At 71.8% G+C, this 22,119-nt stretch carries 18 protein-coding genes; 8 read left to right on the top strand and 10 right to left on the bottom strand.

Features of this window, described 5'->3' with window-relative positions; all coding sequences use genetic code 11:
* The 4 genes from AB0K15_RS28765 to AB0K15_RS28750 all read left to right on the top strand — a co-directional run bounded on the left by AB0K15_RS28765 (position 1) and on the right by AB0K15_RS28750 (position 4,658).
* Positions 1–1,341, top strand: coding sequence for a cobyrinate a,c-diamide synthase (locus AB0K15_RS28765; RefSeq protein ID WP_364057014.1), 1,341 nt, complete (start codon positions 1–3; stop codon positions 1,339–1,341).
* Complete coding sequence (gene cobC / locus AB0K15_RS28760) at positions 1,334–2,359, top strand: Rv2231c family pyridoxal phosphate-dependent protein CobC (RefSeq protein ID WP_364057011.1); 1,026 nt, start codon at positions 1,334–1,336, stop codon at positions 2,357–2,359. The genes AB0K15_RS28765 and cobC overlap by 8 nt, the downstream gene beginning before the upstream one ends.
* Before the next feature lie 139 nt (positions 2,360–2,498).
* Positions 2,499–3,704 (top strand): epoxide hydrolase family protein, encoded by a 1,206-nt coding sequence (locus AB0K15_RS28755; RefSeq protein ID WP_364057008.1) that lies wholly within the window; start codon positions 2,499–2,501, stop codon positions 3,702–3,704.
* A complete protein-coding gene (locus tag AB0K15_RS28750; RefSeq protein ID WP_364057005.1) occupies positions 3,705–4,658 on the top strand; it encodes a redoxin domain-containing protein in 954 nt (317 codons plus the stop codon).
* Positions 4,659–4,689: 31 nt separating this feature from the next.
* Here the strand turns inward: AB0K15_RS28750 and AB0K15_RS28745 are convergent, their stop codons facing one another.
* From AB0K15_RS28745 to AB0K15_RS28735, 3 genes are all read right to left on the bottom strand, one after another.
* Positions 4,690–5,421, bottom strand: a complete 732-nt coding sequence (locus AB0K15_RS28745) for an adenosylcobinamide-GDP ribazoletransferase (protein ID WP_364057140.1) — start codon at positions 5,419–5,421, stop codon at positions 4,690–4,692.
* A 145-nt stretch (positions 5,422–5,566) separates the two neighbouring features.
* The gene (cobT, locus tag AB0K15_RS28740) at positions 5,567–6,586 is read right to left on the bottom strand and encodes a nicotinate-nucleotide--dimethylbenzimidazole phosphoribosyltransferase (protein ID WP_364057002.1); all 1,020 of its coding nucleotides are present in this window, start codon (positions 6,584–6,586) and stop codon (positions 5,567–5,569) included.
* Positions 6,587–6,596: 10 nt separating this feature from the next.
* Positions 6,597–7,202 carry a bifunctional adenosylcobinamide kinase/adenosylcobinamide-phosphate guanylyltransferase gene (locus AB0K15_RS28735; RefSeq protein WP_364056999.1) on the bottom strand — a complete coding sequence of 202 codons (606 nt, stop codon included), beginning with the start codon at positions 7,200–7,202 and terminating at the stop codon, positions 6,597–6,599.
* Positions 7,203–7,238: 36 nt separating this feature from the next.
* On the opposite strand from AB0K15_RS28735, the gene AB0K15_RS28730 reads away from it, so the two are divergent.
* Complete coding sequence (locus tag AB0K15_RS28730) at positions 7,239–8,177, top strand: cobalamin biosynthesis protein (RefSeq protein ID WP_364056996.1); 939 nt, start codon at positions 7,239–7,241, stop codon at positions 8,175–8,177.
* Positions 8,174–9,655 (top strand): cobyric acid synthase, encoded by a 1,482-nt coding sequence (locus AB0K15_RS28725; RefSeq protein ID WP_364056993.1) that lies wholly within the window; start codon positions 8,174–8,176, stop codon positions 9,653–9,655. The genes AB0K15_RS28730 and AB0K15_RS28725 overlap by 4 nt, the downstream gene beginning before the upstream one ends.
* Positions 9,656–9,658: 3 nt before the next feature.
* On the opposite strand, the gene AB0K15_RS28720 is transcribed toward AB0K15_RS28725, so the two are convergent.
* The 5 genes from AB0K15_RS28720 to AB0K15_RS28700 form a co-directional block, all read right to left on the bottom strand.
* Positions 9,659–10,375: a DUF4190 domain-containing protein gene (locus AB0K15_RS28720; RefSeq protein WP_364056990.1), complete on the bottom strand. Its 717-nt coding sequence runs from the start codon at positions 10,373–10,375 to the stop codon at positions 9,659–9,661.
* A gap of 81 nt (positions 10,376–10,456) precedes the next feature.
* Positions 10,457–11,098, bottom strand: coding sequence for a response regulator transcription factor (locus AB0K15_RS28715; RefSeq protein ID WP_364056987.1), 642 nt, complete (start codon positions 11,096–11,098; stop codon positions 10,457–10,459).
* Between the two features lie 18 nt (positions 11,099–11,116).
* The gene (locus AB0K15_RS28710) at positions 11,117–12,217 is read right to left on the bottom strand and encodes a histidine kinase (RefSeq protein ID WP_364056984.1); all 1,101 of its coding nucleotides are present in this window, start codon (positions 12,215–12,217) and stop codon (positions 11,117–11,119) included.
* A gap of 173 nt (positions 12,218–12,390) precedes the next feature.
* Entirely contained in the window at positions 12,391–13,176 is a 786-nt protein-coding gene (locus AB0K15_RS28705) for a CbtA family protein (protein WP_364056981.1), read from the bottom strand.
* 15 nt (positions 13,177–13,191) lie between these two features.
* Positions 13,192–13,407, bottom strand: coding sequence for a CbtB-domain containing protein (locus AB0K15_RS28700; protein WP_255638318.1), 216 nt, complete (start codon positions 13,405–13,407; stop codon positions 13,192–13,194).
* A gap of 214 nt (positions 13,408–13,621) precedes the next feature.
* On the opposite strand from AB0K15_RS28700, the gene AB0K15_RS28695 reads away from it, so the two are divergent.
* A complete protein-coding gene (locus AB0K15_RS28695) occupies positions 13,622–14,530 on the top strand; it encodes an ROK family protein (protein WP_364056979.1) in 909 nt (302 codons plus the stop codon).
* Positions 14,531–14,899: 369 nt separating this feature from the next.
* On the opposite strand, the gene AB0K15_RS28690 is transcribed toward AB0K15_RS28695, so the two are convergent.
* Both AB0K15_RS28690 and gltB read right to left on the bottom strand, forming a co-directional pair.
* On the bottom strand, positions 14,900–16,351 hold the full coding sequence (locus AB0K15_RS28690; RefSeq protein WP_364056977.1) for a glutamate synthase subunit beta: 1,452 nt from the start codon (positions 16,349–16,351) through the stop codon (positions 14,900–14,902).
* Complete coding sequence (gltB, locus tag AB0K15_RS28685) at positions 16,344–20,873, bottom strand: glutamate synthase large subunit (protein ID WP_364056974.1); 4,530 nt, start codon at positions 20,871–20,873, stop codon at positions 16,344–16,346. Before gltB ends, AB0K15_RS28690 begins: the two co-directional genes overlap by 8 nt.
* Positions 20,874–21,478: 605 nt before the next feature.
* Between gltB and AB0K15_RS28680 the strand changes: the two genes are divergently transcribed.
* The gene (locus AB0K15_RS28680) at positions 21,479–22,105 is read left to right on the top strand and encodes a YigZ family protein (RefSeq protein ID WP_364056971.1); all 627 of its coding nucleotides are present in this window, start codon (positions 21,479–21,481) and stop codon (positions 22,103–22,105) included.
* The last annotated feature ends 14 nt before the right edge of the window (positions 22,106–22,119 follow it).

The following is a 22,119-nucleotide window of genomic DNA, read 5'->3' as shown; positions in this document are numbered from 1 at the left end:
GTGGTCATCGCCGCGCCCGGCTCGGGGCACGGCAAGACCACCATCGCCGCGGGGCTGATGGCGGCGTTGCGCGCGGCCGGGCACCGCGTGTCCGGGCACAAGGTCGGGCCCGACTTCATCGACCCGAGCTACCACGCGCTGGCCACCGGCCGTCCCGCGCGCAACCTCGACCCGTTCCTGCAGGGTGAGGACCGGCTGGTTCCCTTGCTGCGCCACGGTTCCGAGGGTGCGGACATCGCCGTGATCGAGGGCGTGATGGGACTGTTCGACGGCGCGCTCGGCACGGAGGGGTACGCGTCGACCGCGCACGTCGCCCGGGTGCTCGACGCGCCGGTGGTGCTGGTGGTCGACGCTTCGGCCGCCTCGCGCAGCGTCGCGGCGACCGTGCTCGGGTTCGCGAACTACGACACGCGCGTGCGCCTCGCCGGCGTGATCCTCAACAAGCTCGGTTCGCAGCGGCACGAGGACGAGATCGCGTCGGCGCTGGAAGCCACGGGCGTGCCGCTGCTCGGTGCGTTGCGGCGCAACGAGAACGTGCACGCGCCGAGCCGCCACCTCGGCCTGGTGCCCGCCGCCGAGCGCGCCGCCGACTCGCAGCGGGTGATGCCGGAGCTGGCGTCGTGGGTGGCCGGTGGAGTGGATCTCGAGGCCGTGGTCCGGGTCGCGCGGGCGGCGCCGCCGTTGACCGGTCCCGTGTGGACACCCCCCGGTGACTTCGCGGGGCCGCGAACGGTGGTGGCCGCCGCGGCCGGGCCGGCGTTCACGTTCCGGTACACGGAGAACGCCGAGCTGCTGGCCTCGTTCGGCGTGGACGTCGTCGACGTGGATCCGCTGCGGGACGAGCAGTTGCCCGAAGGCTGCGCCGGGTTGTACTTCGGCGGCGGGTTCCCGGAGGTGCACGCGGCGGAGCTGTCGGCGAACAAGCCGCTGCTCACGGCGGTGGCGGACGCGGTCGCGCAGGGCATGCCGGTGAGCGCCGAGTGCGCGGGGCTGCTGTACCTGTGCCGTGAGCTGGACGGGCTGCCGATGGCCGGGATCGTCGACGCGACGGCGGTGATGACCAAACGCGGGAAGCTCGGGTACCGGACGGCGGTTTCGCTGGCCGACAACGTGCTCGCCGTCGCCGGTCAGCGTGTGACCGGGCACGAGTTCCACCGGACCGAGCTCACGCCCGGAGCCGGTCCGTCGCCGGCGTGGGGCTGGGAACGGACGGTGGACGGCTTTGCTTCCGCGTCGCTGCACGCGTCCTACCTGCACGTGCACTGGGCCGGGTATCCGGAGCTGGCGCAACGGTTCGCCGCCCACGTACGCGCCTTCGCCCAGGTGGCCTCGCGTGGCTGACTCCGCGGACTACGACCTCCACCACCACGGCGATCGCGAGGTCGGGCCGGGGCTGGTGGACCTCGCGGTGAACGTCCGGCTGGCCCGCCCGCCCGAGTGGCTGCGGCGGGAACTGGTGTCCGCTGTGGACAGTCTGGCCGTGTACCCCGATTCGTCGGCGGCCCAGGCTGCCGCCGCCGCGCGGCACGGCCGTCCGGTGCCCGAAGCGCTGGTCACGGCGGGGGCGGCCGAGGCGTTCACCTTGCTGGCCTCGGCGCTGAAGCCGCGGCACGCGGTGGTCGTGCACCCGCAGTTCACCGAACCCGAGGCCGCGTTGCGCGCCGCGGGGCACGAGGTCTCGCGCGTAATTCTGTCCGCTTCGGACGGTTACGTGCTGGACCCCTCGGCGGTTCCGGACGAAGCGGATCTGGTCTTCGTCGGCAACCCGACGAACCCGACGTCCGTGCTGCACCCCGCCGGCGTTCTCCAGGCCTTGATCCGGCCCGGCCGCCTGCTCGTGGTCGACGAGGCCTTCCTCGACGCGATTCCCGGCGAAGCCGAGAGCCTGGCGGGTTCGCCGCTCGACGGCGTGGTGGTGCTGCGCAGCCTCACCAAGACGTGGGGCCTCGCCGGCCTGCGCGCGGGTTACGTCCTCGGCCCGGCCGACGTCCTCGCTCGCCTGCGCTCGGTCCAGCCGCCGTGGTCGGTCTCGACGCTCGCGGCCGTCGCCACGGTCGCCTGCTGCCGCCCGGCCGCCCTCGAAGAAGCGGAAAAACTCGCCACCGCCGCCGAAGCCGACCGCGACTACCTCGTCTCCCGCCTCGCCGAGCTGGGCCTGGCCGCGCTCGGCGACCCGAGGGGACCGTTCGTGCTCGTCGAGGGCCCCGACGACGATCTCCGCACCCGGCTGCGCGAGGCGGGTTACGCGGTCCGCCGCGGCGACACCTTCCCCGGCCTTGGCTCCCGGCACCTGCGGCTGGCCGTCCGCTCACGTGAAGTCACCGACGGGTTCATCGCCGCGCTGGCCCGCTCGCTGTAGCCGGCGAGCACGAGGAAGCCGTGCGTATCACTCGTTGCGGGTGAGGAACCGGCGGTGGTCCGGTGGCACAGTACCGGGTTTCGCGTCTTGCCCGGCAAACGCGACATCGACCACCGCACCCGTCCCGCCAAGGAGACGAATGTCTGTCACGACTGAAGGGGCAGCGCACGATCAAGCGATCCGGCCGTTCACGGTCGAGACGTCCGAAGCGGATCTAGAAGATCTGCGCGCGCGCGTCCTGGCCACTCGCTGGCCCGAGAAGGAACCCGTCCCGGACATCTCGCAGGGCGTGCAGCTCGAGACGATGCAGGCGCTCGCCCGGTATTGGGCGACGGAGTACGACTGGCGCAGGTGTGAGGAGAGACTGAAGGCGCTTCCGCACTTCATCACCGAGATCGACGGCCTCGACATCCACTTCATCCACGTTCGTTCGAAACACGAAGACGCGTTGCCGCTCCTCGTCGCGCACGGCTGGCCGGGTTCGGTCATCGAGCAGCTGAAGATCATCGGTCCGCTGACCGATCCCACGGCCCACGGCGCGAGCGAAGCGGACGCTTTCCACCTGGTGATCCCGTCGATGCCCGGCTACGGGTTCTCGGGCAAGCCCGCCGTCACCGGCTGGGGCCCCGAGCACATCGCGCGCGCCTGGGCGGAGCTGATGAAGCGCCTGGGATACGACGTCTACGTCGCCTCGGGCGGCGATTGGGGTGGGCAGATCGTCGACCTGATGGGTGCGCAGGCGCCGGCGGGCCTGATCGGCATCCACACCAATTTCCCCGGCGCCGTCCGCCCCGACGTCGCCCAGGCCGTGCAGTCCGGCGGCCCGGCGCCACCCGATCTGTCCGAGGAGGGAACCCGGCTCTACGAAAAGCTGAGGGACTTCTTCGCGACGGACGTGGCCTACGCCCTCGAAATGGGGACCCATCCGCAGACGCTCTACGGAATCGCCGATTCCCCCATCGGCCTCGCCGCCTGGATGCTCGACCACGACTCGGCCAGCCTGGCGCTGATCGCCCGGGTCTTCGACGGACAGTCCGAGGGACTGACCCGCGACGACGTGCTCGACAACATCACCCACTACTGGTTGACGAACACGGGGGTCTCTTCGGGTCGTCTCTACCGGGAGAACAAGCTCGGCTTCTTCGACCCGAAAGGCGTCTCCGTCCCGGTGGCGGTGAGCGTTTTCCCCGATGAGCTCTACCAGGTGCCGCGCAGCTGGGCCGAGGAGGCCTATCCCCGGCTCATCCACTACAACCGGCTTGACAAGGGCGGGCACTTCGCCGCCTGGGAGCAGCCGAAGCTGTTCGCGTCCGAGGTCCGCGCCGGATTGCGGTCGGTGCGCTAGATGTCGGTATCCGCGCGCGCGAGCATGCCCGCACTCGGCGGGGCCGAGTGGCTCAACTCCAAGCCACTCGGCCCCGCCGAGCTGGCCGGTCACGTCGTCGTCGTCAACTTCTGGACGCTGACCTGCATCAACTGGCTGCGTCAGGAGCCCTACGTCCGTGCCTGGTCGCGGGCCTATCGGGACGACGGGTTGATCGTCGTCGGGGTCCACACGCCGGAGTTCTCGTTCGAGCATGAGATCGACCGCGTGCGCCAGGCGACGTCCGAGCGGGGAATCGACTACCCGGTCACCGTCGACAACGACTACACCATCTGGAGCGCGTTCGACAACCACTACTGGCCGGCGCTCTACTTCGTGGACGCCCACGGCATCATCCGCGACCACCACTTCGGTGAAGGACGCTACGAGCAGTCGGAGCGCGTCATCCAGCGGCTGCTGGGCGTCGAGCGCGAGCTCGTCTCCGTCGCCGGGCACGGCGTGGAGGCCGAGGCCGACTGGGATCACCTGCGGACGCTCGAGACGTATCTCGGCTACGCGCGGGGTGAACACTTCGCGTCGCCGGGGCGCGTCGGGTTCGACGAACGACGCGCCTACGAGCTCCCGCCGCAGGGCGTGCGCCTCGGCACCTGGGGCCTCACCGGGGTGTGGACGATCGGGCCCGAGAGTGTCGTCCTCGCCGAGGCCGGCGGGAGCATCAGTTACCGGTTCCACGCGCGCGACGCGCATCTCGTGCTGGCTCGCGGCGCGGGAGCGCCGATTCCCTTCCTCGTGGCTCTCGACGGCGAGGCTCCAGGCCCGGCACACGGTGTGGACGTCGATGCGGACGGGCGCGGCCTGCTCCGCGACGCCCGCCTCTACCAGCTCGTGCGCCAGCACGACGAGGTCCGCGAGCGGACGCTGGAGATCACGTTCCTCGAACCCGGTGCCGGAGCGTACGTGTTCACGTTCGGCTAGCCCGTCGTCGTCGACCGGCACCGGATGCGGCTCAGACGGCGAGCGTGAGCAGCGCCGCCGCCACCGCCACCTCGACACCGGCGCCGAGGACGTCACCGGTGATTCCGCCCAGACGCCGGACGCACCGGGCGAGCAAGGCCGCCGCCACGACGTAACCGGTGCCGACCGCGGCCACCCCTTGCCACCACGGCAAGCCGGGTGCCAGGGCGGCGAGCGCGGCGGCCGCCAGGCCGACGGCCACCGCGACCACCCGCGGCACGGATCCCGCCACCGTCGCACCGAGCCCCTGCGGCCGGGCGGACGGCACGCCGCGCGCGCACGACATCGACAGCGTGCACCGGCCGGCCAGCACAGCGACCACGGCGGCCACGGCGCCGTGGCCCGCCGCCACGGCGCCGGTCAAAGCGCCGGCCTGCACCAGGAGCACGAAGACGAGCGTCGCCACGCCGGTCGGGCCCGAGTCGCCGCGGCGCATGACGTCGAGGGCTTTGGTGCGGTCGTAGGAGGCGCCGAGCCCGTCCGCGGTGTCGGCCAGCCCGTCGAGGTGCAGGCCGCGGCTGCCCAGAGCCACGACTCCCAGCGCGAGGGCGGCGACGGCGAGCGCGGGCAGTCCCACGGCCACGCCGCCGGCCACGACCAGGCCCGCGGCCGCGGCGAGCGGGACCGCCGCGACCGGGCCCAGCACCATCGCCGCCCCGGCCACGCCGCGATCGATGACGCGCGGGGCCGGGACGGGCACGGTGGTCAGCGTGCCGACGGCCAGCCGCAGCGCGTCGCAGAGCTTCACCGGCTCCCCGCTCGCAGCCCTGCGCAACCGCGGCACCCGAGAACGGCCGAGGTCCTCGCGGCGCCGCGCCACGCCGCGGCAAGCGCGCACCCGAATCCTTCGAGCCGCGTGCCGGCAGCCCTCACGCGAGGTCCGCCAGCAACCCCATGTCCGCGATGATCGCCCGCGCCGCCCGCAGCGTCGGCACGGCCTGGACGGCGCCGCTGCCTTCGCCGAGCCGCAGGCCCAGGTCGAGGATCGGCGTCAGGCCCAGTGCCTTCAACGCGAATGCCTGCGAGGGCTCCGTCGAGCGGTGTCCCGCGAGCCACCACTGCTCGGCACCCGGCGCGATGTCCCGGGCGACCAGCGCGGCCGCGCCGGAGAAGATGCCGTCGAGCAGCACGGGGATGCCCCGGACGGCCGCCTCCACCAGGAACCCCGCGGTGGCCGCGACACAGGCGCTGCCCAGCGCCGTCAGCCGCTCGAACGGATCGGCCACCCGCCCCGCGGCACGCTGCACCGCGGCCTCGACCACGGCCGTCTTCGTGTCCAGCGCCGTCCCGGACACGCCGGTGCCCGTGCCGACGACCTCGGCCGCGGGCAGCCCGAGCGTGGCCGCGACGAGGGCCGCGCACATCGTGGTGTTGCCGATGCCCATGTCGCCGGGAATGAGCAGATCCGCGTCCGCCTCCTCCGCCGCGATGGCGCGCCCGGCCTCGAACGCCGCGAGCGCCTCCCCCGGGGCGAGGGCGTCCTCGACGTCGATGGCGCCCGAGCCGCGGCGGATCTTGTGCGCCGTCACGGAAGCCGGAACGTCCGAGGCGTCCGCATCAACCGCGATGTCCACCACGCGCACGCGAGCGCCGACCTGCTCGGCGAGCACCGTGACGCCACTGCGCCCGGCCAGGAACACCCGCACCATCGCCGCCGTGACCTCACGCGGGTAGGCCGACTGCGCCGACACCCCGTGGTCGCCCGCGAAGACGACCACCCGCACGTCGTCGAGCGGGCGCGGTGGCACCACGCCGTGGGCGGCGCTGAGCCACGCGGCCAGCTCCTCGAGCCGGCCCAGCGCGCCGAGTGGCTTCACCAGGCCGTCGAGGCGCTCCTGCGCGGCGGCGCGGGCTGCGGCGTCGGGCACGGGGATGTCGAAACGCGGCACGGCGGACTCCTTACGGCAGTTCGAGCACCCGCCCGGCCACGACCAGCAGACTCCGGTCGGACTCGGCGGACACCCGGTTGTTGAGTGCGCCCAGCACATCACGGAACAGCCGTCCGGACGACGTAGCGGGCACCACACCGCTGCCGACCTCGTTGCTCACGGCCACCACGGGCACGCGCGCCTGGGTCCACGCGGCCAGGAAGTCCTCGAGCCGGTCGTCGAGACGGCGTTCCCAGCCGGGCTTGCCCGCCCACGCGCCGACCTCGTCGAGCACGCGCGAGAGCCACGTGCCGAGGCAGTCGATGAGCAACGGGCTCGTCGCCGTGCGCAGCACGGTCGCCAGGTCGGTGGTCTCCACCGTGGTCCAGTGGCGGGGCCGCCGCGCCTTGTGCGCGGCGACGCGGGCAGCCCACTCGGGGTCGTCGTCGCTCGGTGGGAGGCCGGGGGCCACGTACACGAGGTGCGTGTGGTGCGCGACGATCCGCTCCGCGTGCCTCGACTTCCCCGAGCGGACGCCGCCGAGGACCAGCACCTTGCCGTCGTCGCGTCCGTACCGGCGGAGGGTCCGCGCCAGGGTCTCGAGATACCCGGCGAGCCGGTGCGTCAGCTTGGTCATACCCGGCATTCTCGTGCACGCGCTACCGTTCGCCACGTGCCACTCCGACAAGCCGCCACAGCGGCCGGCCTGATCACCGGATACGCGGCCGACTCACTCTTCGGTGACCCCCGCCGCGGGCACCCGGTCGCGCTGTTCGGCAGCTGGGCCGGCGCGCTGGAACGTCGCTGGTGGGCCGACTCGAAGCCGCGCGGAGCGGCGTACGCGGCGGTCTGCGCGGGAGCGGCGACGGGCCTGGGCGTGGCCGCTCAGGTGAGCACGCGCCGAAGCCCCTTCGCGCGCTTCGCCCTCACCGCCGCCGCGACGTGGGTGGTGCTCGGCGGCCGTGGCCTCGCCGCGGAGGGCCGCGAGATGGCGCGGCTGCTCGTCGCCGGCGACGTCCCCGCCGCGCGCGCCCGCCTCTCGCACCTGTGTGCGCGCGACGCGTCGGAGCTGGACACCGCGGAGCTCACCCGCGCGGCCACCGAGTCGATCGCCGAGAACACGTCCGACGCCGTCGTCGCGCCGCTGCTGTGGGGTGCCGTCGCCGGCCTCCCCGGCCTGCTCGGCTACCGGGCGCTCAACACGCTCGACGCTATGGTCGGCTACCGCTCGCCGCGCCACCGCAACTTCGGCTGGGCGGCGGCGCGCCTCGACGACCTCGTCAACCTCGTCCCGTCACGGGCCGGCGCCGTGCTCACCGCTTTGTCCGCGCCACTCGCGGGCGGGCAGGTCCGGGCGTCGCTGCGCGCGTGGCGGCGCTACGGCTCCCACCACCCGAGCCCCAACGCCGGCCAGGTCGAAGCGGCGTTCGCCGGCGCGCTCGGCCTGCGCCTCGGTGGCACCAACAGCTATGGCGGTGAGGTCGAGAACCGAGGCACGCTCGGTGACGGCCGCGCGCCCCAGCCGGTGGATCTGCGGCGCGCGGTGCGGTTGTCGCGCGTGGCCGGCGCGGCGGCGGCGCTGGTGGCGGCAGCGGTGGCGGCGGCGCGATGAGCGGGCTGCTGGTCGCCGGCACGACGTCCGACGCGGGGAAGAGCCTGGTCACGGCCGGGCTCTGCCGCTGGCTCGCGCGCCGCGGTGTGCGGGTGGCGCCGTTCAAGTCGCAGAACATGTCGAACAACTCGATGGTCTGCGCCGACGGTGCGGAGATCGGCCGCGCGCAGTGGCTGCAGGCCCGCGCCGCGCGCGTCGAGCCCGAAGCGGCGATGAACCCCGTGCTGCTCAAGCCGGGCAGCGATCGGCGCAGCCACGTGATCGCGCTCGGGAAACCCTTCGGCACGCTGGAAGCCGGCGAGTACGCGACCGGTCGAGCCGGGCTGGCGGAGATCGCGTTCGGCGCGTTCGAAGACCTGAGCTCCCGCTTCGACGTGGTCGTGTGCGAGGGCGCGGGCAGCCCCGCGGAGATCAACCTGCGCGGCGGCGACTACGTGAACATGGGGTTGGCGCGGCGGTTCTCGCTGCCGGTGCTCGTCGTTGGTGACATCGACCGCGGCGGCGTGCTGGCGGCGATGTTCGGCACGCTCGCGCTGCTGTCACCGGAAGACCAGGCGCTGGTCGCGGGCTGGGTCGTCAACAAGTTCCGCGGCGATGTCGGGCTGCTGCGCCCGGGGCTGAAGAGCCTCGAAGCCGTGACCCGCCGGCCCGTGCTCGCGGTGCTGCCGTGGCTCGACCGCGTGTGGCTCGATTCGGAGGACGCGCTCGCCGCGGCCGGCTGGCGCCGCGAAGCGCCACGGGGTGGTGGCCTGCGGGTGGCCGTCGTGCGTTTCCCGCGGGCCTCGAACGCCACAGACGTCGACGCGCTGGCCACCGAACCCGGCGTGACGGTGAGCCTCACCGCCGACCCCGACACGGTCGCCGCCGCGGATCTCGTGGTGCTGCCCGGTTCCCGCGCCACGGTGGACGATCTGCGCTGGCTGCGTGAGCGCGGCCTCGCCACCGCGGTGACCGCGCGGGCCGCCGCCGGCCGCCCGGTGCTCGGCATCTGCGGCGGCTACCAGATGCTCGCCGCCACCATCCACGACGACGTCGAATCCCGCGCCGGAACGGTCGACGGACTCGGCCTGCTGCCCACCGAGGTGACGTTCGCGGGGGAGAAGGTGCTCGGCCGCCCGGTCGGCGAGTGGCGCGGTCACCGGGTCGAGGCCTACGAAATCCACCACGGCACGGCATCGGGCCCCGCCGAAGAGTCCTTTTTGGATGGTTTTCGCGTCGGGTCCGTGTGGGGCACGACCTGGCACGGCGCCTTCGAAAACGACGGCTTCCGCCGCGCTTGGCTCACCGAAGCGGCGGCGCAGGCCGGTGTCGACTGGACACCGGCCCCGGACGCACCGGGGTTCGCGGTGCTGCGCGAGGACATGCTGGAGCGCCTTGCCGACGCCATCGAGTCTGAAGTGGACACCCGGCAGCTCCTGCAGCTGCTGGAAAACGGTGCGCCGGACGGGTTGCCGTTCGTCCCACCCGGCGCGCCGTGACCGTCAGTGCACCACGGGGGCGTTCAGCACGCCCGACTTGGATTCCAGGGTGCAGACCACCGAGCGGTTCTGGTTCTGCCACGATCCGGCCGGCGGGTAGTACACACCCATCACCAGGTCCGCCGGCATCGTGGTGTCGACGAAGAACCCCGACTGCGCCGTGGTGCAGTACTGGCGGCTCAGCGTGGACAGGGCTTCCTCGCCGGGATAGCTCTCGGACTCCGGCAGAGGCACCACGGCATAGATCTCGTCGGCGTGCGCCACGTCGCACGAGACCTTGGCGATGTCGCTGGTCAGCTTGTCGTAGCCGGTGAAGCACTCGCCTTGCTCGGCCGAGAACACGCTGTTGCCGCCGCCCGACAACTCGTCGATGGCGGCGTCTTCGCTGCTCGAACCGGAGGAGTTGCCGGCGGTGATGATCAGCGTCAGCAGCCACGCACAGCACAGGGCGAGGCCCGCGATGGCCAGGCCGCGGCCGCTGTCGCCGGTGCGCCGGATCTGACGCAGCGCGACGACACCGAAGATCACGCTCAGCAGCAGGCTGATCCCCGGGATCGCCAGCGCGAAGCCGAAGAGCACCTTCAGCAGCGGGACGATCGCGAGCACCAGTGAGGCGATGGCGTAACCGTTGGTCTTGCCCGTCGCGGGTGGCGGCGGTGGCGGTGGCGCGTCCTGGTAGCTCGGCCCGGTCGGCTTGGGCGGCAGGACTGAATCGGACATGGGGGTCCCCTGAATTCTCCGTGGAATCCCCCGACCCGGGCATGATCGTAACCAACCGGGCACCGCTTGCGCGACAACGATTCAGGCAAGACCGGCATCGTGCACGAGGATCGCCACTTGGGTGCGGTTCGAGGCTTCCACTTTGGACATGATGCGGCCCAGGTGGACCTTCACGGTGGCCTCGCTGACGCCCAGCTTGGTGGCGATCACCGCGTTGCTCCAGCCCTCGGCGACGGCCACCGCGACCTCGCGTTCGCGGGAGGTCAGCGCCGCCAGCCGCGCCTTCGCGCTCTCCGTGGCCCCGCCCGAGGCGAACTCGCCGAGCAGCCGCCGCGTGATGGCCGGCGACAGCATCGCCTCGCCGCGGCGCACCACGTGCACGGCGTTCACCAGGTCGCGGGGCGGCGTGTCCTTGAGCAGGAACCCGGTGGCGCCGCGGCGCAACGCGGTGTGCACGTACTCGTCGAGGTCGAACGTGGTCAGCACGACCACCGCCGGCGCCTCGGGCAGCTCGGTGACCACGCGGGTCACCTCGAGGCCGTCGACGCCGGGCATCTGGATGTCGGTGAGCACGACGTCGGGCCGGTGCTGCGCGATGAGCTCGGCGACGCCGGTGCCGTCGCCCGCTTCCGCGACCACGCGGATCTCCGGGTCCGACTCGAGGATCATCCGGATGCCGCTGCGCACCAGCACCTCATCGTCCAGCAGCACGACCTTGATCACCGCAGCGTCCTCCTCGTCTCACGCGCCGCCGGCGAGCGGGAACACCGCGCGCACCACGTAGTCACCCGAACCGTCGGGACCGACGCGCAGCGCGCCGCCGGCCAGCGTCACGCGCTCGCGCATGCCGATCACGCCGTAGCCCGCGCCGGGCAGCCCCGCCGACGCACCGAGGGCGTTGGCCACCTCGACCACGAGCTTGCCGGTGTCGAGCGCAAGCCGGACGCGGATCGGCGCGCCCGGTGCGTGTTTCGCCGCGTTGGTCAGGGCCTCCTGCACGATCCGGTACGCCGCCCGGCCCACTTTCTCCGGCACCTGCGGCAGGGGATCGGGCACCTCGGTGTCGACGTCCGCGCCCGCGGCGGCGAGGTCGCCGGCCAGCTGCGCGACCCCGTCGAGCGTCGGGCTCGGCAGCGCCTTCGGCTCGTTCTCCTCCTCGCGCAGCACCCGCAGGATGTCGCGCAGCTCGGTGAGCGCGGCGGCGCTCGATTCGCGGATCACCTCGGCGAGCCGGGCGGTCTCCTCGTCGGGCGCGCGCACCGACAGCGCGCCCGCTTGCAGCGCGACGATGCTCACGCGGTGGGCCACCACGTCGTGCATTTCGCGCGCGATCCGCCGGCGCTCGGCCGTCACGGCGCGTTCGGCGAGCAGGTCGCGGGTGCGTTCGGCCTGGTCGGCGCGGTCGTGCAGGGCGTCGACCAGTACGGCGCGCTGGTGCATCCACAGGCCCGCGAGCAGCGGCAGGAGCAGCGTCAGGGCCAGGACGAAGCCGACGATCTCCCAGTCCTGGAGGTCGCCGGGCCGGTAGGTGGCGAACGCCAGCACCAGGTCCGCGCCCACGGCGACCGCCGTCGGCCATTTCGGCCCCCGGAGCGCGGCGACCGTGTAGAGCGTGAAGACCATGGCGAGCTGCGCCGTCGGCTCGAACCAGGCCAGCACCGCCATCGCCAGCAGCGTGACCAGCGGGAACCGGCGCCGCAGCAGCAACAGCACCAGGACGGCGACGATGGTCAGCTGCCACAGCGGGGGCCGGGTCACGCGGTTGAGCGCCTCCAGCCCGAGCGCGCCCGCGACCGCGATCGCCAGGCAGGCGTCGAGCAGCAGCAGTCGCACGGTGATCACCGTACGACTTTCGGGTCAGCCCGATCGAGCTGACCGGCCGATGTGCGAACGACGGCGGGCTCGGCAAGGTGGGCCGCATGGCGAAAACGATCGGGAAAACCGCCGCGGTGGCCGCGCTCGCCCTCACCGCCGTTACTCAATCCATCGGCGAGGGCGACCTGGACTGGTGAGGCTCAGACGGCTGCCGCGGTGGCCTTCTCTGAGGGCTTCAAGACCTTCTCCGCGAAGAAGCCGAAGAACATGCCGAGCGTGAGCCACAGCGTCACCTGTGTGCCGACGGACGCGGTGCGGAAGCTCCACAGCGTGGACGCCGGGAACGTCGCCGGCACCTCGTCGATCACCGGCATCAGCCACGCGACCACGGCCATCACCACGACGTAACCGGCGCAGGCCAGCAAGCCGCCGCGCCACGCGCCGAGGCGGTCGGCGAGCTTGCGGCCGAACACGGTGGCGAGGATGCCCGCGAGCAGGGAGACGGCGACGAACCCGAAGTACAGCTCGGTGCGTTCCCCGATGGTGCCCGGCTGCCCCACCGCGGGCGGGTTGGCCGGGTACTTGAGGAACGGCACGAAGAACACCACGCCGAACGCGCCTGCGGTGAGCAGCGCCGCGGTCACCCGGGGGCGCAGTGACCCGATGCGGCCGTAGACGAACGCGAAGGCCAGCGAGAACAGCCCGCCGATGGCGACGCCGTAGACGAGCACGCCGGTCAGCAGGCCGACGGTGCTCTGGATGTCACGCGGCACGAGCTCTTCTTCGGGCTGTCGCGCCTCGTCACCGGAGCCCTGCGCCTGGCCGGCGGCCGGGTCGTGGGTGTGGGAGTGCTCGGCGGAGCCGGCCTCCTCGATGCCGATGGCGCTGTTGACCGACGGCTCGCCGAACAGGTAGGCGAAGACGAACGCGAGCACACCGGCGATCAGGCCCGCGAGCATGCCGCGGACCAGCAGAGACCTCATCACGGTGGTTCGCCCGCCTCAGTGGCAGGGGAACGCGAGCAGGTGCCGGCCGTCGTGCACGAACTCGTGCACGTACATGTTGGCGAACACCGCGGTGGCGCCCTGTTCGGCGCTCACGAAGTAGAGGGCGATGAGGGCGAGCAGGCCCACCAGCACAGCCCACGGAACGATCTGGCGAACGGGAATCCGGACGGGGATCGGGGTGGCGACGGCAGGTGCTGCGGGGGTGGTCACTGTGCCTCCTCAGGCTTTTCGCGGCCTCATCGGGAGCGGCACGACGGTCCGGGTCTGGCTTCCCCTCGAAGCTGCTCGAAGGGTCACAGTGGCGCGACCGCGCGGATTCTCACCGCGTTCCGGAACTCGTCGTCTGGCTGACCGAGCGTAGGTCCCTGTGCTACCGCCGGTCAATGTCACCTCGATGTGAGGTGCCCGATGTGAGAATCGCGGCATGGCTGAATTGGTGGCGGCATTGGACGTGGGCGGCACGACCGTGAAGGCGGCCCTGCTCGACGCGGAACTCAACGCGCTCGCGACGACCCGGGTGCCCACGGCGAAGGGCGCGGACGGCACGGCGCTGGCCGAGCAGGTGGCCGACCTGGTTTCCTCGCTCGCGGAGCAGGCCGGCACGGGTTCGCCGGGTGCGGTCGGCGTCGTGGTGCCGGGCATCGTCGACGAGGAGGCGCGCGTCGCCCGGTTCTCGGCCAACCTCGACTGGCGTGACGTGCCGTTCGGCGACCTGCTGGAGAACCGGCTGGGGCTGCCGGTGGCGTTCGGCCACGACGTGAGCGCCGGCGGGCTGGCGGAGTTCCGCGTGGGCGCGGGGAAGGGCTGCACCGACGCGGCGTTCATCGCCGTCGGCACCGGGATCGCGGCCGCGTTGCTGCTCGACGGGCGCCTCTACCGGGCCCACGGGCTGGCCGGCGAGGTCGGCCACATCGACGTGGGCCACCGCATCGTCTGCGGCTGCGGCGCCACGGGCTGTCTCGAGGCGATCTCATCGGCGTCGGCCATCGCGCGCCGCTACACCGAACGGACCGGCCGCCCGGCCGACGGCGCGCAGCCGGTGGTCGACGCCGCGCGCCACGGCGACGAAGCCGCGGTCGGCGTCGTCTCCGACGCGCTCGACGGACTCGGCCACGGCTTGCGGACGCTGCTGACGCTGCTCGCGCCGGAGGTGATCGTGCTGGGCGGCGGCTTGTTCACCGCGGCCGACTACGTGCTCGATCCGGTGCGGGACTACTTGGCCTCGGCGCTGACTTTCCAGCGGATGCCGGACCTTCGGGTGGCGTCACTGGGCGACGAGGCCGGACGGCTGGGCGCCGGCCTGCTGGCGCTGGACCGGCTGCACGACCGCTGACGGCGCGAACGGATTGCGGCCGCCCTGGGGCGTGACCGCCCCGTTTCCGCCGCGCAGGCGGCACCACGGACGCACCTGGCTGTGCTGCGATGTGCGGGTGAACGAGGAGCCGGACGGGCGGCGTTCGCCGAATCGGTCGCCTTCGGCGGCGCGGCTTTCGGGGGTGCCGTCACGTTCGCCGAAGCCGTCGTCGGCGAGGGGGGAGCCCGTCGTGAATGGCCGGCGGGTGTGGCCGCGCCGGGGCTGGAAGTACCGCGTCGCGGAGGCAGGACACGAAAAACGGGCGGGTGCGGCGCCGTTGCCGCACCCGCCCGCGGCCCGGGAGGGGTCGTGGTGGGCGCAGCAACGCTGGTGCGCCCAACCACGGGGTCACGCGATCGGCCGGTCCGTCGGCGCGATCGGGGCTGGGAGGAAGTCCCGGCCGGTGAGGAAGGCGTCGACGCCCGCGGCGCACGAGCGGCCCTCCGCGATGGCCCACACGATCAGCGACTGGCCGCGGCCCATGTCGCCGGCGACGAACACGTTGTCGACGCTCGTGCGGAAGTCCTTGTCGCGCGCGACATTGCCGCGCTGGTCGAGGTCGACGCCGAGATCCTCCAGCAGACCCGAGCGCTGCGGGCCGACGAAGCCCATCGCCAGCAGCACGAGCTGCGCGGGCAGCTCGGTCTCGGTGCCTTCGACGGGCACGAACTTGCCGCCCTCGTTGCGGACCTCGACCAGGCGCAGCGCTCGGACGCGACCGTCGGCGTCGGCCAGGAACTCCTGCGTGTTCACGGAGTACAGGCGTTCGCCGCCCTCCTCGTGGGCCGAGGACACGCGGTAGATCATCGGGTACGTCGGCCACGGGTGCGCGTCCGAACGAGACTCCGGCGGCCGCGGCATGATTTCCAGCTGTGTCACGGACTTCGCGCCCTGGCGGTGCGACGTGCCGACGCAGTCCGCGCCCGTGTCGCCGCCGCCGATGACCACGACGTCGAGGCCCTCGGCCGAGTACTCCGGCGCGTCGAGGTCACCCGAGGCGACGCGGTTGGCCGGCGGCAGGAACTCCATCGCCTGGAGGATCCCGTCGTGTTCGCGGCCGTCGATCGGCAGGTCGCGCCACGCGGTCGCGCCGCCGGCGAGCACCACCGCGTCGTGGTTCGAGCGCAGCTCCTCGACGGTGACGTCCACGCCGACGTTCACCGACGTCCGGAACTCCGTGCCCTCGGCCCGCATCTGGTCGAGCCGGCGGTCGAGGCGGAACTTCTCCATCTTGAACTCCGGGATGCCGAAGCGCAGCAGCCCGCCGATCTTGTCGGCCCGCTCGTAGACCACCACGCTGTGGCCCGCTCGCGTGAGCTGCTGCGCCGCGGCCAGCCCGGACGGCCCGGAGCCGACGACGGCGACCTTCTTGCCCGTCTTCGCCACCGGGATCTGCGGCGTGACCCAGCCTTCGGCGAAGGCCCGGTCGATGATGGAGATCTCGACGCGCTTGATCGTCACCGGGTCGTTGTTGATGCCGAGCACGCACGCGGTCTCGCACGGCGCCGGGCACAGCGTGCCGGTGAACTCCGGGAAGTTGTTGGTCGCGTGCAGCCGCTCGGCCGCCTCGCGCCAGTCTTCCCGCCACACCAGCGTGTTCCACTCGGGAATCAGGTTCCCGAGCGGACAGCCCTGGTGGCAGAACGGGATGCCGCAGTCCATGCACCGCCCGGCCTGCTTCTCCAGCTTGGTCGACGCGAAGTCCTCGTAGACCTCACGCCAGTCCATCAGCCGCAGATCGACCGGACGGCGCTTCGGTTCTTCCCGGGTGGTGGTCAGAAAGCCCTTGGGGTCAGCCATGTGCGGCCTCCATGATCGCCTCGTTCACGTCGCGCCCGTCCCGCTCGGCCTGAACCTGAGCGGCGAGCACGCGCTTGTAGTCCTTCGGCATGACCTTGCCGAACCGGTCGACGGCGGAGTCCCAGTCGGCGAGCAGTTCGCGCGCGACGGCGGACTCCGTTTCGTTGTAGTGCTTCTCCACGGTCTCGCGCAGGAAGTCGGTGTCGTCGGCGTCGAGCGGGTCGATGTCGACCATCTCCGGGTTCACGCGGTGCGCCGGCAGGTCGAGCACGTAGGCGATGCCGCCGGACATCCCGGCCGCGAAGTTGCGCCCGACGGCGCCGAGCACCACCATGCGCCCGCCCGTCATGTACTCGCCGCCGTGGTCGCCCACGCCCTCGACGACGGCCAGCGCGCCCGAGTTGCGCACGCAGAACCGCTCGCCGACCTTGCCGCGGATGAAGATCTCGCCGCTCGTGGCACCGTAGGCGATCACGTTGCCCGCGATGATGTGCTCCTCGGCCGCGAACGAGACCTCCTTCGGCGGCCGCACGATCAGCCGTCCGCCCGAGAGGCCCTTGCCGACGTAGTCGTTGCCGTCGCCGATGAGCCGCAGCGTGATGCCCTTCGGCACGAACGCGCCGAACGACTGGCCGGCCGTACCGGTGAACGTCACGTCGATCGTGTCGTCCGGCAGGCCCTCGCCGCCCCACTTCTTCGTCAGCTCCGAGCCCAGCATCGTGCCGACGGTGCGGTTGACGTTGCGCACCGGCAGTTCCAGCCGCACCTTGTCACCCGAGGAAAGCGCGCCCTCGGCGAGCTGGATCAGCGTGTTGTCCAGCGCCTTGTCGAGCCCGTGGTCCTGCTTCACGGTCTGGTGACGCACCGCGCGCGGGGGCAGCTCCGGCACGTGGAAGATCGGCGACAGGTCGAGCCCGGCCGCCTTCCAGTGGTCCACGGCCTTGCGCTTGTCGAGCACCTCGGCGTGGCCCACGGCCTCGGCGATGGACCGGAAACCCAGCTCCGCCAGGTACTCCCGCACCTCCTGGGCGATGAACTCGAAGAAGTTCACCACGTACTCGGCCTTGCCGCTGAACTTCTCACGCAGCTTCGGGTTCTGCGTCGCGACGCCGACCGGGCACGTGTCGAGGTGACACACGCGCATCATGATGCAGCCCGAAACCACCAGCGGCGCGGTCGCGAAGCCGAACTCCTCGGCGCCGAGCAGCGCGGCGATCACGACGTCACGGCCGGTCTTGAGCTGGCCGTCGGTCTGCACCACGATGCGGTCGCGCAGCCGGTTGGCCAGCAGCGTCTGCTGCGTTTCGGCCAGGCCCAGCTCCCACGGGCCGCCCGCGTGCTTGATCGACGACAGCGGCGAAGCACCCGTTCCGCCGTCGTGGCCAGAGATGAGCACCACGTCGGCGTGCGCCTTGGACACGCCCGCCGCGACCGTGCCGACGCCGACCTCGGACACGAGCTTCACGTGGATGCGCGCGGCCGGGTTGGCGTTCTTCAGGTCGTGGATCAGCTGGGCGAGGTCTTCGATCGAGTAGATGTCGTGGTGCGGCGGCGGCGAGATCAGGCCGACGCCCGGCGTCGAGTACCGCGTCTTCGCGATCCACGGGTACACCTTCGCGCCGGGCAGCTGGCCGCCCTCGCCGGGCTTCGCGCCCTGCGCCATCTTGATCTGGATGTCGTCGGCGTTCACGAGGTACTCGCTCGTCACGCCGAACCGGCCGGAAGCGACCTGCTTGACCGCGGAGCGGCGCTCGGGGTCGTAGAGCCGCTCGGCGTCCTCGCCGCCCTCGCCGGTGTTGGACTTGCCGCCGAGGCGGTTCATCGCGATCGCCAGCGTCTGGTGCATCTCCATCGAGATCGAGCCGTAGGAGATGGCGCCGGTCGCGAAGCGCTTCACGATCTCCGAGACCGGTTCGACCTCCTCGATCGGCACAGGCGGGCGTTCGCCGGTCTTGAAGTCGAACAGCCCGCGCAGCGTCTGCAGCTTCTCGGACTGGTCGTTGACGGCCTTCGTGTACTCCTTGAAGACCTCGTACTTCCCGCTGCGCGTGGAGTGCTGGAGCTTGAACACCGTCTGCGGGTTGAACAGGTGCGGCTCGCCTTCGCGGCGCCACTGGTAGTCCGAGCCGGTCTCCAGCTCGCGGTGGTTCGCGCGGACGCCGTCGGCCGGGAACGCGCGGCGGTGGCGCTGCTCGACCTCGTCGGCGATCGTGTCGAACCCGACGCCGCCGAGCCGTGAGGTGGTGGCGGTGAAGCAGGTGTCGACGATGTCGGCGCCCAGGCCCACGGCCTCGAAGATCTGCGCACCGGTGTAGGACGCCACCGTCGAGACGCCCATCTTGGACATCGTCTTGCGCACGCCCTTGCCGAGCGCCTTGATCAGGTTCGCGGTCGCCTGCTTCGCCGTGACGCCCGGGATCAGGCCCTGGTGGGCCATCTCCTCGACCGTCGCCATCGCGAGGTAGGGGTTGACCGCGGCCGCGCCGTACCCGACGAGCAGCGCGATGTGGTGCACCTCGCGCGCGTCGCCGGCCTCGACGATGAGGCCCACCTGCGTGCGCGTCTTCTCCCGCACGAGGTGGTGGTGCACGGCACCGGTCAGCAGCAGCGACGGGATGGCCGCGTGGTTCTCGTCGACGCCGCGGTCGGACAGCACGATCAGCCGTGCGCCGTCCTCGATGGCCTCCGACACCTCGGAGCGGATCTCGTCGAGCCGCTGCACGAGCGCCTCGCCGCCGCCGTGGACGTTGTAGCGGCCGAGCACCGTGACGGCCTGGAACTCGGGCAGGTTGCCGTCGTCGTTGACGTGCACGAGCTTGGCGAGCTGGTCGTTGTCCAGCACCGGGAACGGCAGCACGATGCGCCGGCACGACGCCGCGTCGGCCACGAGCAGGTTCGGTTCGGCGCCGACCTGCGTGCCGAGCGCCGTGATCAGCTCTTCCCGGATCGAGTCCAGCGGCGGGTTCGTCACCTGCGCGAAGAGCTGGATGAAGTAGTCGAACAACGGCCGCGAACCCGACGACAGCGGCGCGAGCGGGGAGTCGTTGCCCATCGAGCCGATCGGCTCCGCGCCGGTGCGGGCCATCGGCTCGAGGATGGTCTCGAGCTCTTCCTCGGTGTAGCCGAAGGACTGCTGACGCCGCACGAGCGCGGCGTGCAGCGGCACCTCGCGATCGCGTTCGGGCAGCTCTTCCAGGCGCAGCAGGCCGGTTTCCACCCACTCGTCGTACGGGTGCGCGGTGGCGAGCTCGCCCTTGATCTCCTCGTCCTCGATGATCCGGCCCTCGACCGTGTCCACGAGGAACATCCGGCCCGGCTCCAGCCGGCCCTTGCGCACGATCGTCGACTGGTCCAGTTCCAGCACGCCGACCTCGGAGGCGAGCACGACGAGGCCGTCGTCGGTGACCCAGTAGCGGCCCGGGCGCAGGCCGTTGCGGTCGAGGACCGCGCCGATCTGCGCACCGTCGGTGAACGCCACGAGCGCCGGTCCGTCCCACGGCTCCATGAGGGTGGAGTGGAACTCGTAGAACGCCCGCCGTGCGGGGTCCATTTCCTGGTGGTTCTCCCAGGCCTCGGGGATCATCATGAGGACCGCGTGCGGGAGCGAGCGGCCGCCGAGGTGCAGCAGCTCGAGCACCTCGTCGAACGAGGCGGAGTCGCTCGCGCCGCGCGTGATGATCGGGTAGATGCGCTTGAGGTCGCCCGGGATGAGGTCCGTCTCCAGCAGGGCCTCGCGGGCGTCCATCCAGTTGCGGTTGCCCTTGAGGGTGTTGATCTCGCCGTTGTGCGCCACGTAGCGGTACGGGTGCGCGAGCGGCCACGACGGGAAGGTGTTGGTGGAGAAGCGGGAGTGCACGAGGCCGATGGCGCTCGTCACACGCTCGTCGGTCAGGTCGAGGAAGAACCGCTCGACCTGGTCCTCGGTGAGCATTCCTTTGTAGACGATGGTGCGCGAGGACAGTGACGGGAAGTACACGTCGTCGTCCACGAGCTCGTGCTCGGCCCGCTTGCGCACGCAGAAGGCGGACCGCTCCAGCCCGAGACCGTCGCGGTTGTGCCGGCGCCCGGCGAGGAACAGCTGCGTGAGGTGCGGCCGCGTCTCGGCGGCGGTGGGGCCGCAGTGCGCGGCGTCCACGGGCACCTCGCGCCAGCCGACCACGCGCATGTCCTCCTCGGCGGCGATCCGCTCGATGGTGGTCATGGCGCGCCCGCGGCGCTTCTCGTCGCGGGGCAGGAACGCGGTGCCGACGGCGTACGCGCCCTCTTCGGGCAGCGGGAAGTCCACGACTTCGCGGAAGAACGCGTCGGGCACCTGGATCAGCAGTCCGGCGCCGTCGCCGGTGTCGGGTTCGGCGCCGCGCGCCCCGCGATGCTCCAGGTTCCGCAGTGCGACCAGGGCTTTCGCCACGATCTGATGATCTCGGCGACCGGCGAGATCGGCGACGAAGGCGACTCCGCAGGCGTCGTGCTCATACGCGGGGTCGTACAAACCGGTGGAACCGGCAGTGGAACGGTGGGTCACGGCTGGCCGCCTCCCAAGGCGTCGGCGCGACCGGTACTCACTCCATCGGGTGGTTCGACACTGAACCGGTTAACGAAGTGGTCCGGAACCGCGATGGTCAGTCGAGAAGGGGGGAACCGCCCTAGAAACCGGCTCGGTCGACATCGACCGGGCTACGGCAGGGGCGGTTCCGGGGGGTACAGCCGCACGGCACTGGGCGGCCACAAGTTACGTCAGCGCTGTGTTTTCCGCCAGTGTGATCCTGGCGATCAGCGCTGCTGTTCTCGTCGGTGCAGCAGTTCTTCGGTGGTTCAGCGGTTCGCTGAGGCTGCGCACGCGCGGTTCGGTCAGCCTGTGTGGTGGGGGCCGGCCGGGCGCGTGGTGTTACTCCCGGGGTTCTCCGGGTCTTATGACGATAGTGTGAATTCGCTGTGTTCGACATATGTCGTTGCGCCCGGGTGGGAAATGCCACGCTTACGTTGACGGCCTCCGGGGTATGACCATATGTCGGGCCACGTCTCCCGACCACTGGTCAGTAGCCTCGCTGACCTGCGCAAACGCCTGCGCGGGTCGCGGCTTGTGCCACGGGCGGAGCTGGTTGACTGGACGAATGAGGCGAACCGTCGATGGCTGATCGTTATCTCTCCGTGGCGACGCCGGTACTGCACGAGATCGAGATCAAGCGCTCCCGGTTCCTCTGCGCGCTGGCTCCGGTGGCCGACGAGGCCGCCGCGCGGGCCGTGATCGCGGCCCGCCGCAAGGCCGAACCGGCGGCGCGCCACCACTGCCACGCCTTCGTGCTCGGCGCCGACGGCCGCACCCAGCGCTCCAGTGACGACGGCGAACCGGCCGGCACCGCGGGTGTCCCCATGCTGGAGGTGCTGCGCCGCCGCGAGGTGACGGACACGGTCGCCGTGGTGTCGCGGCACTTCGGCGGGGTGCTGCTCGGCGCGGGAGGCCTGATCCGCGCGTACGGGCAGGCGGTGTCCGACGCGCTGGACGTCGCGTCCGTGGTCGAGTACCGGCGCCTGCGGCTGTTCGACGTCGAGGTGGACTACACCCGCTCGGGCCGGCTGGAGAACGACCTGCGTGCTTCGTCGTATGTGCTGCACGACACGCGGTTCGAGGCGTCGGCCCACTTCGAGGTCGGCCTGGCGCCCGGTGAGGAAGCGGCGTTCGCCGCCTGGCTCGCGGACCTGACCGGCGGGACGGCGGAGGCTGTCGAACTCGGGGAGGAATGGGTGCGTTCCTGACGGACGCCTCCCGC

It is taken from the genome of Amycolatopsis sp. NPDC049253, assembly GCF_040678995.1.
Taxonomy (GTDB): Bacteria; Actinomycetota; Actinomycetes; order Mycobacteriales; family Pseudonocardiaceae; genus Amycolatopsis.
The sequence above is the reverse complement of the archived record's forward strand: the minus strand, read 5'-3'. Positions and strand labels throughout refer to the sequence as shown.

What these genes read in the sequence shown, in the direction of transcription:
- AB0K15_RS28695 (WP_364056979.1), top strand. Translation starts at nt 13,622, where the DNA reads ATGGCTGAATTGGTGGCGGCATTGGACGTGGGCGGCACGACCGTGAAG.
- AB0K15_RS28720 (WP_364056990.1), bottom strand. Translation starts at nt 10,375, where the DNA reads ATGTCCGATTCAGTCCTGCCGCCCAAGCCGACCGGGCCGAGCTACCAG.
- AB0K15_RS28750 (WP_364057005.1), top strand. Translation starts at nt 3,705, where the DNA reads ATGTCGGTATCCGCGCGCGCGAGCATGCCCGCACTCGGCGGGGCCGAG.
- AB0K15_RS28725 (WP_364056993.1), top strand. Translation starts at nt 8,174, where the DNA reads ATGAGCGGGCTGCTGGTCGCCGGCACGACGTCCGACGCGGGGAAGAGC.
- AB0K15_RS28680 (WP_364056971.1), top strand. Translation starts at nt 21,479, where the DNA reads ATGGCTGATCGTTATCTCTCCGTGGCGACGCCGGTACTGCACGAGATC.
- AB0K15_RS28690 (WP_364056977.1), bottom strand. Translation starts at nt 16,351, where the DNA reads ATGGCTGACCCCAAGGGCTTTCTGACCACCACCCGGGAAGAACCGAAG.
- AB0K15_RS28755 (WP_364057008.1), top strand. Translation starts at nt 2,499, where the DNA reads ATGTCTGTCACGACTGAAGGGGCAGCGCACGATCAAGCGATCCGGCCG.
- AB0K15_RS28735 (WP_364056999.1), bottom strand. Translation starts at nt 7,202, where the DNA reads ATGACCAAGCTGACGCACCGGCTCGCCGGGTATCTCGAGACCCTGGCG.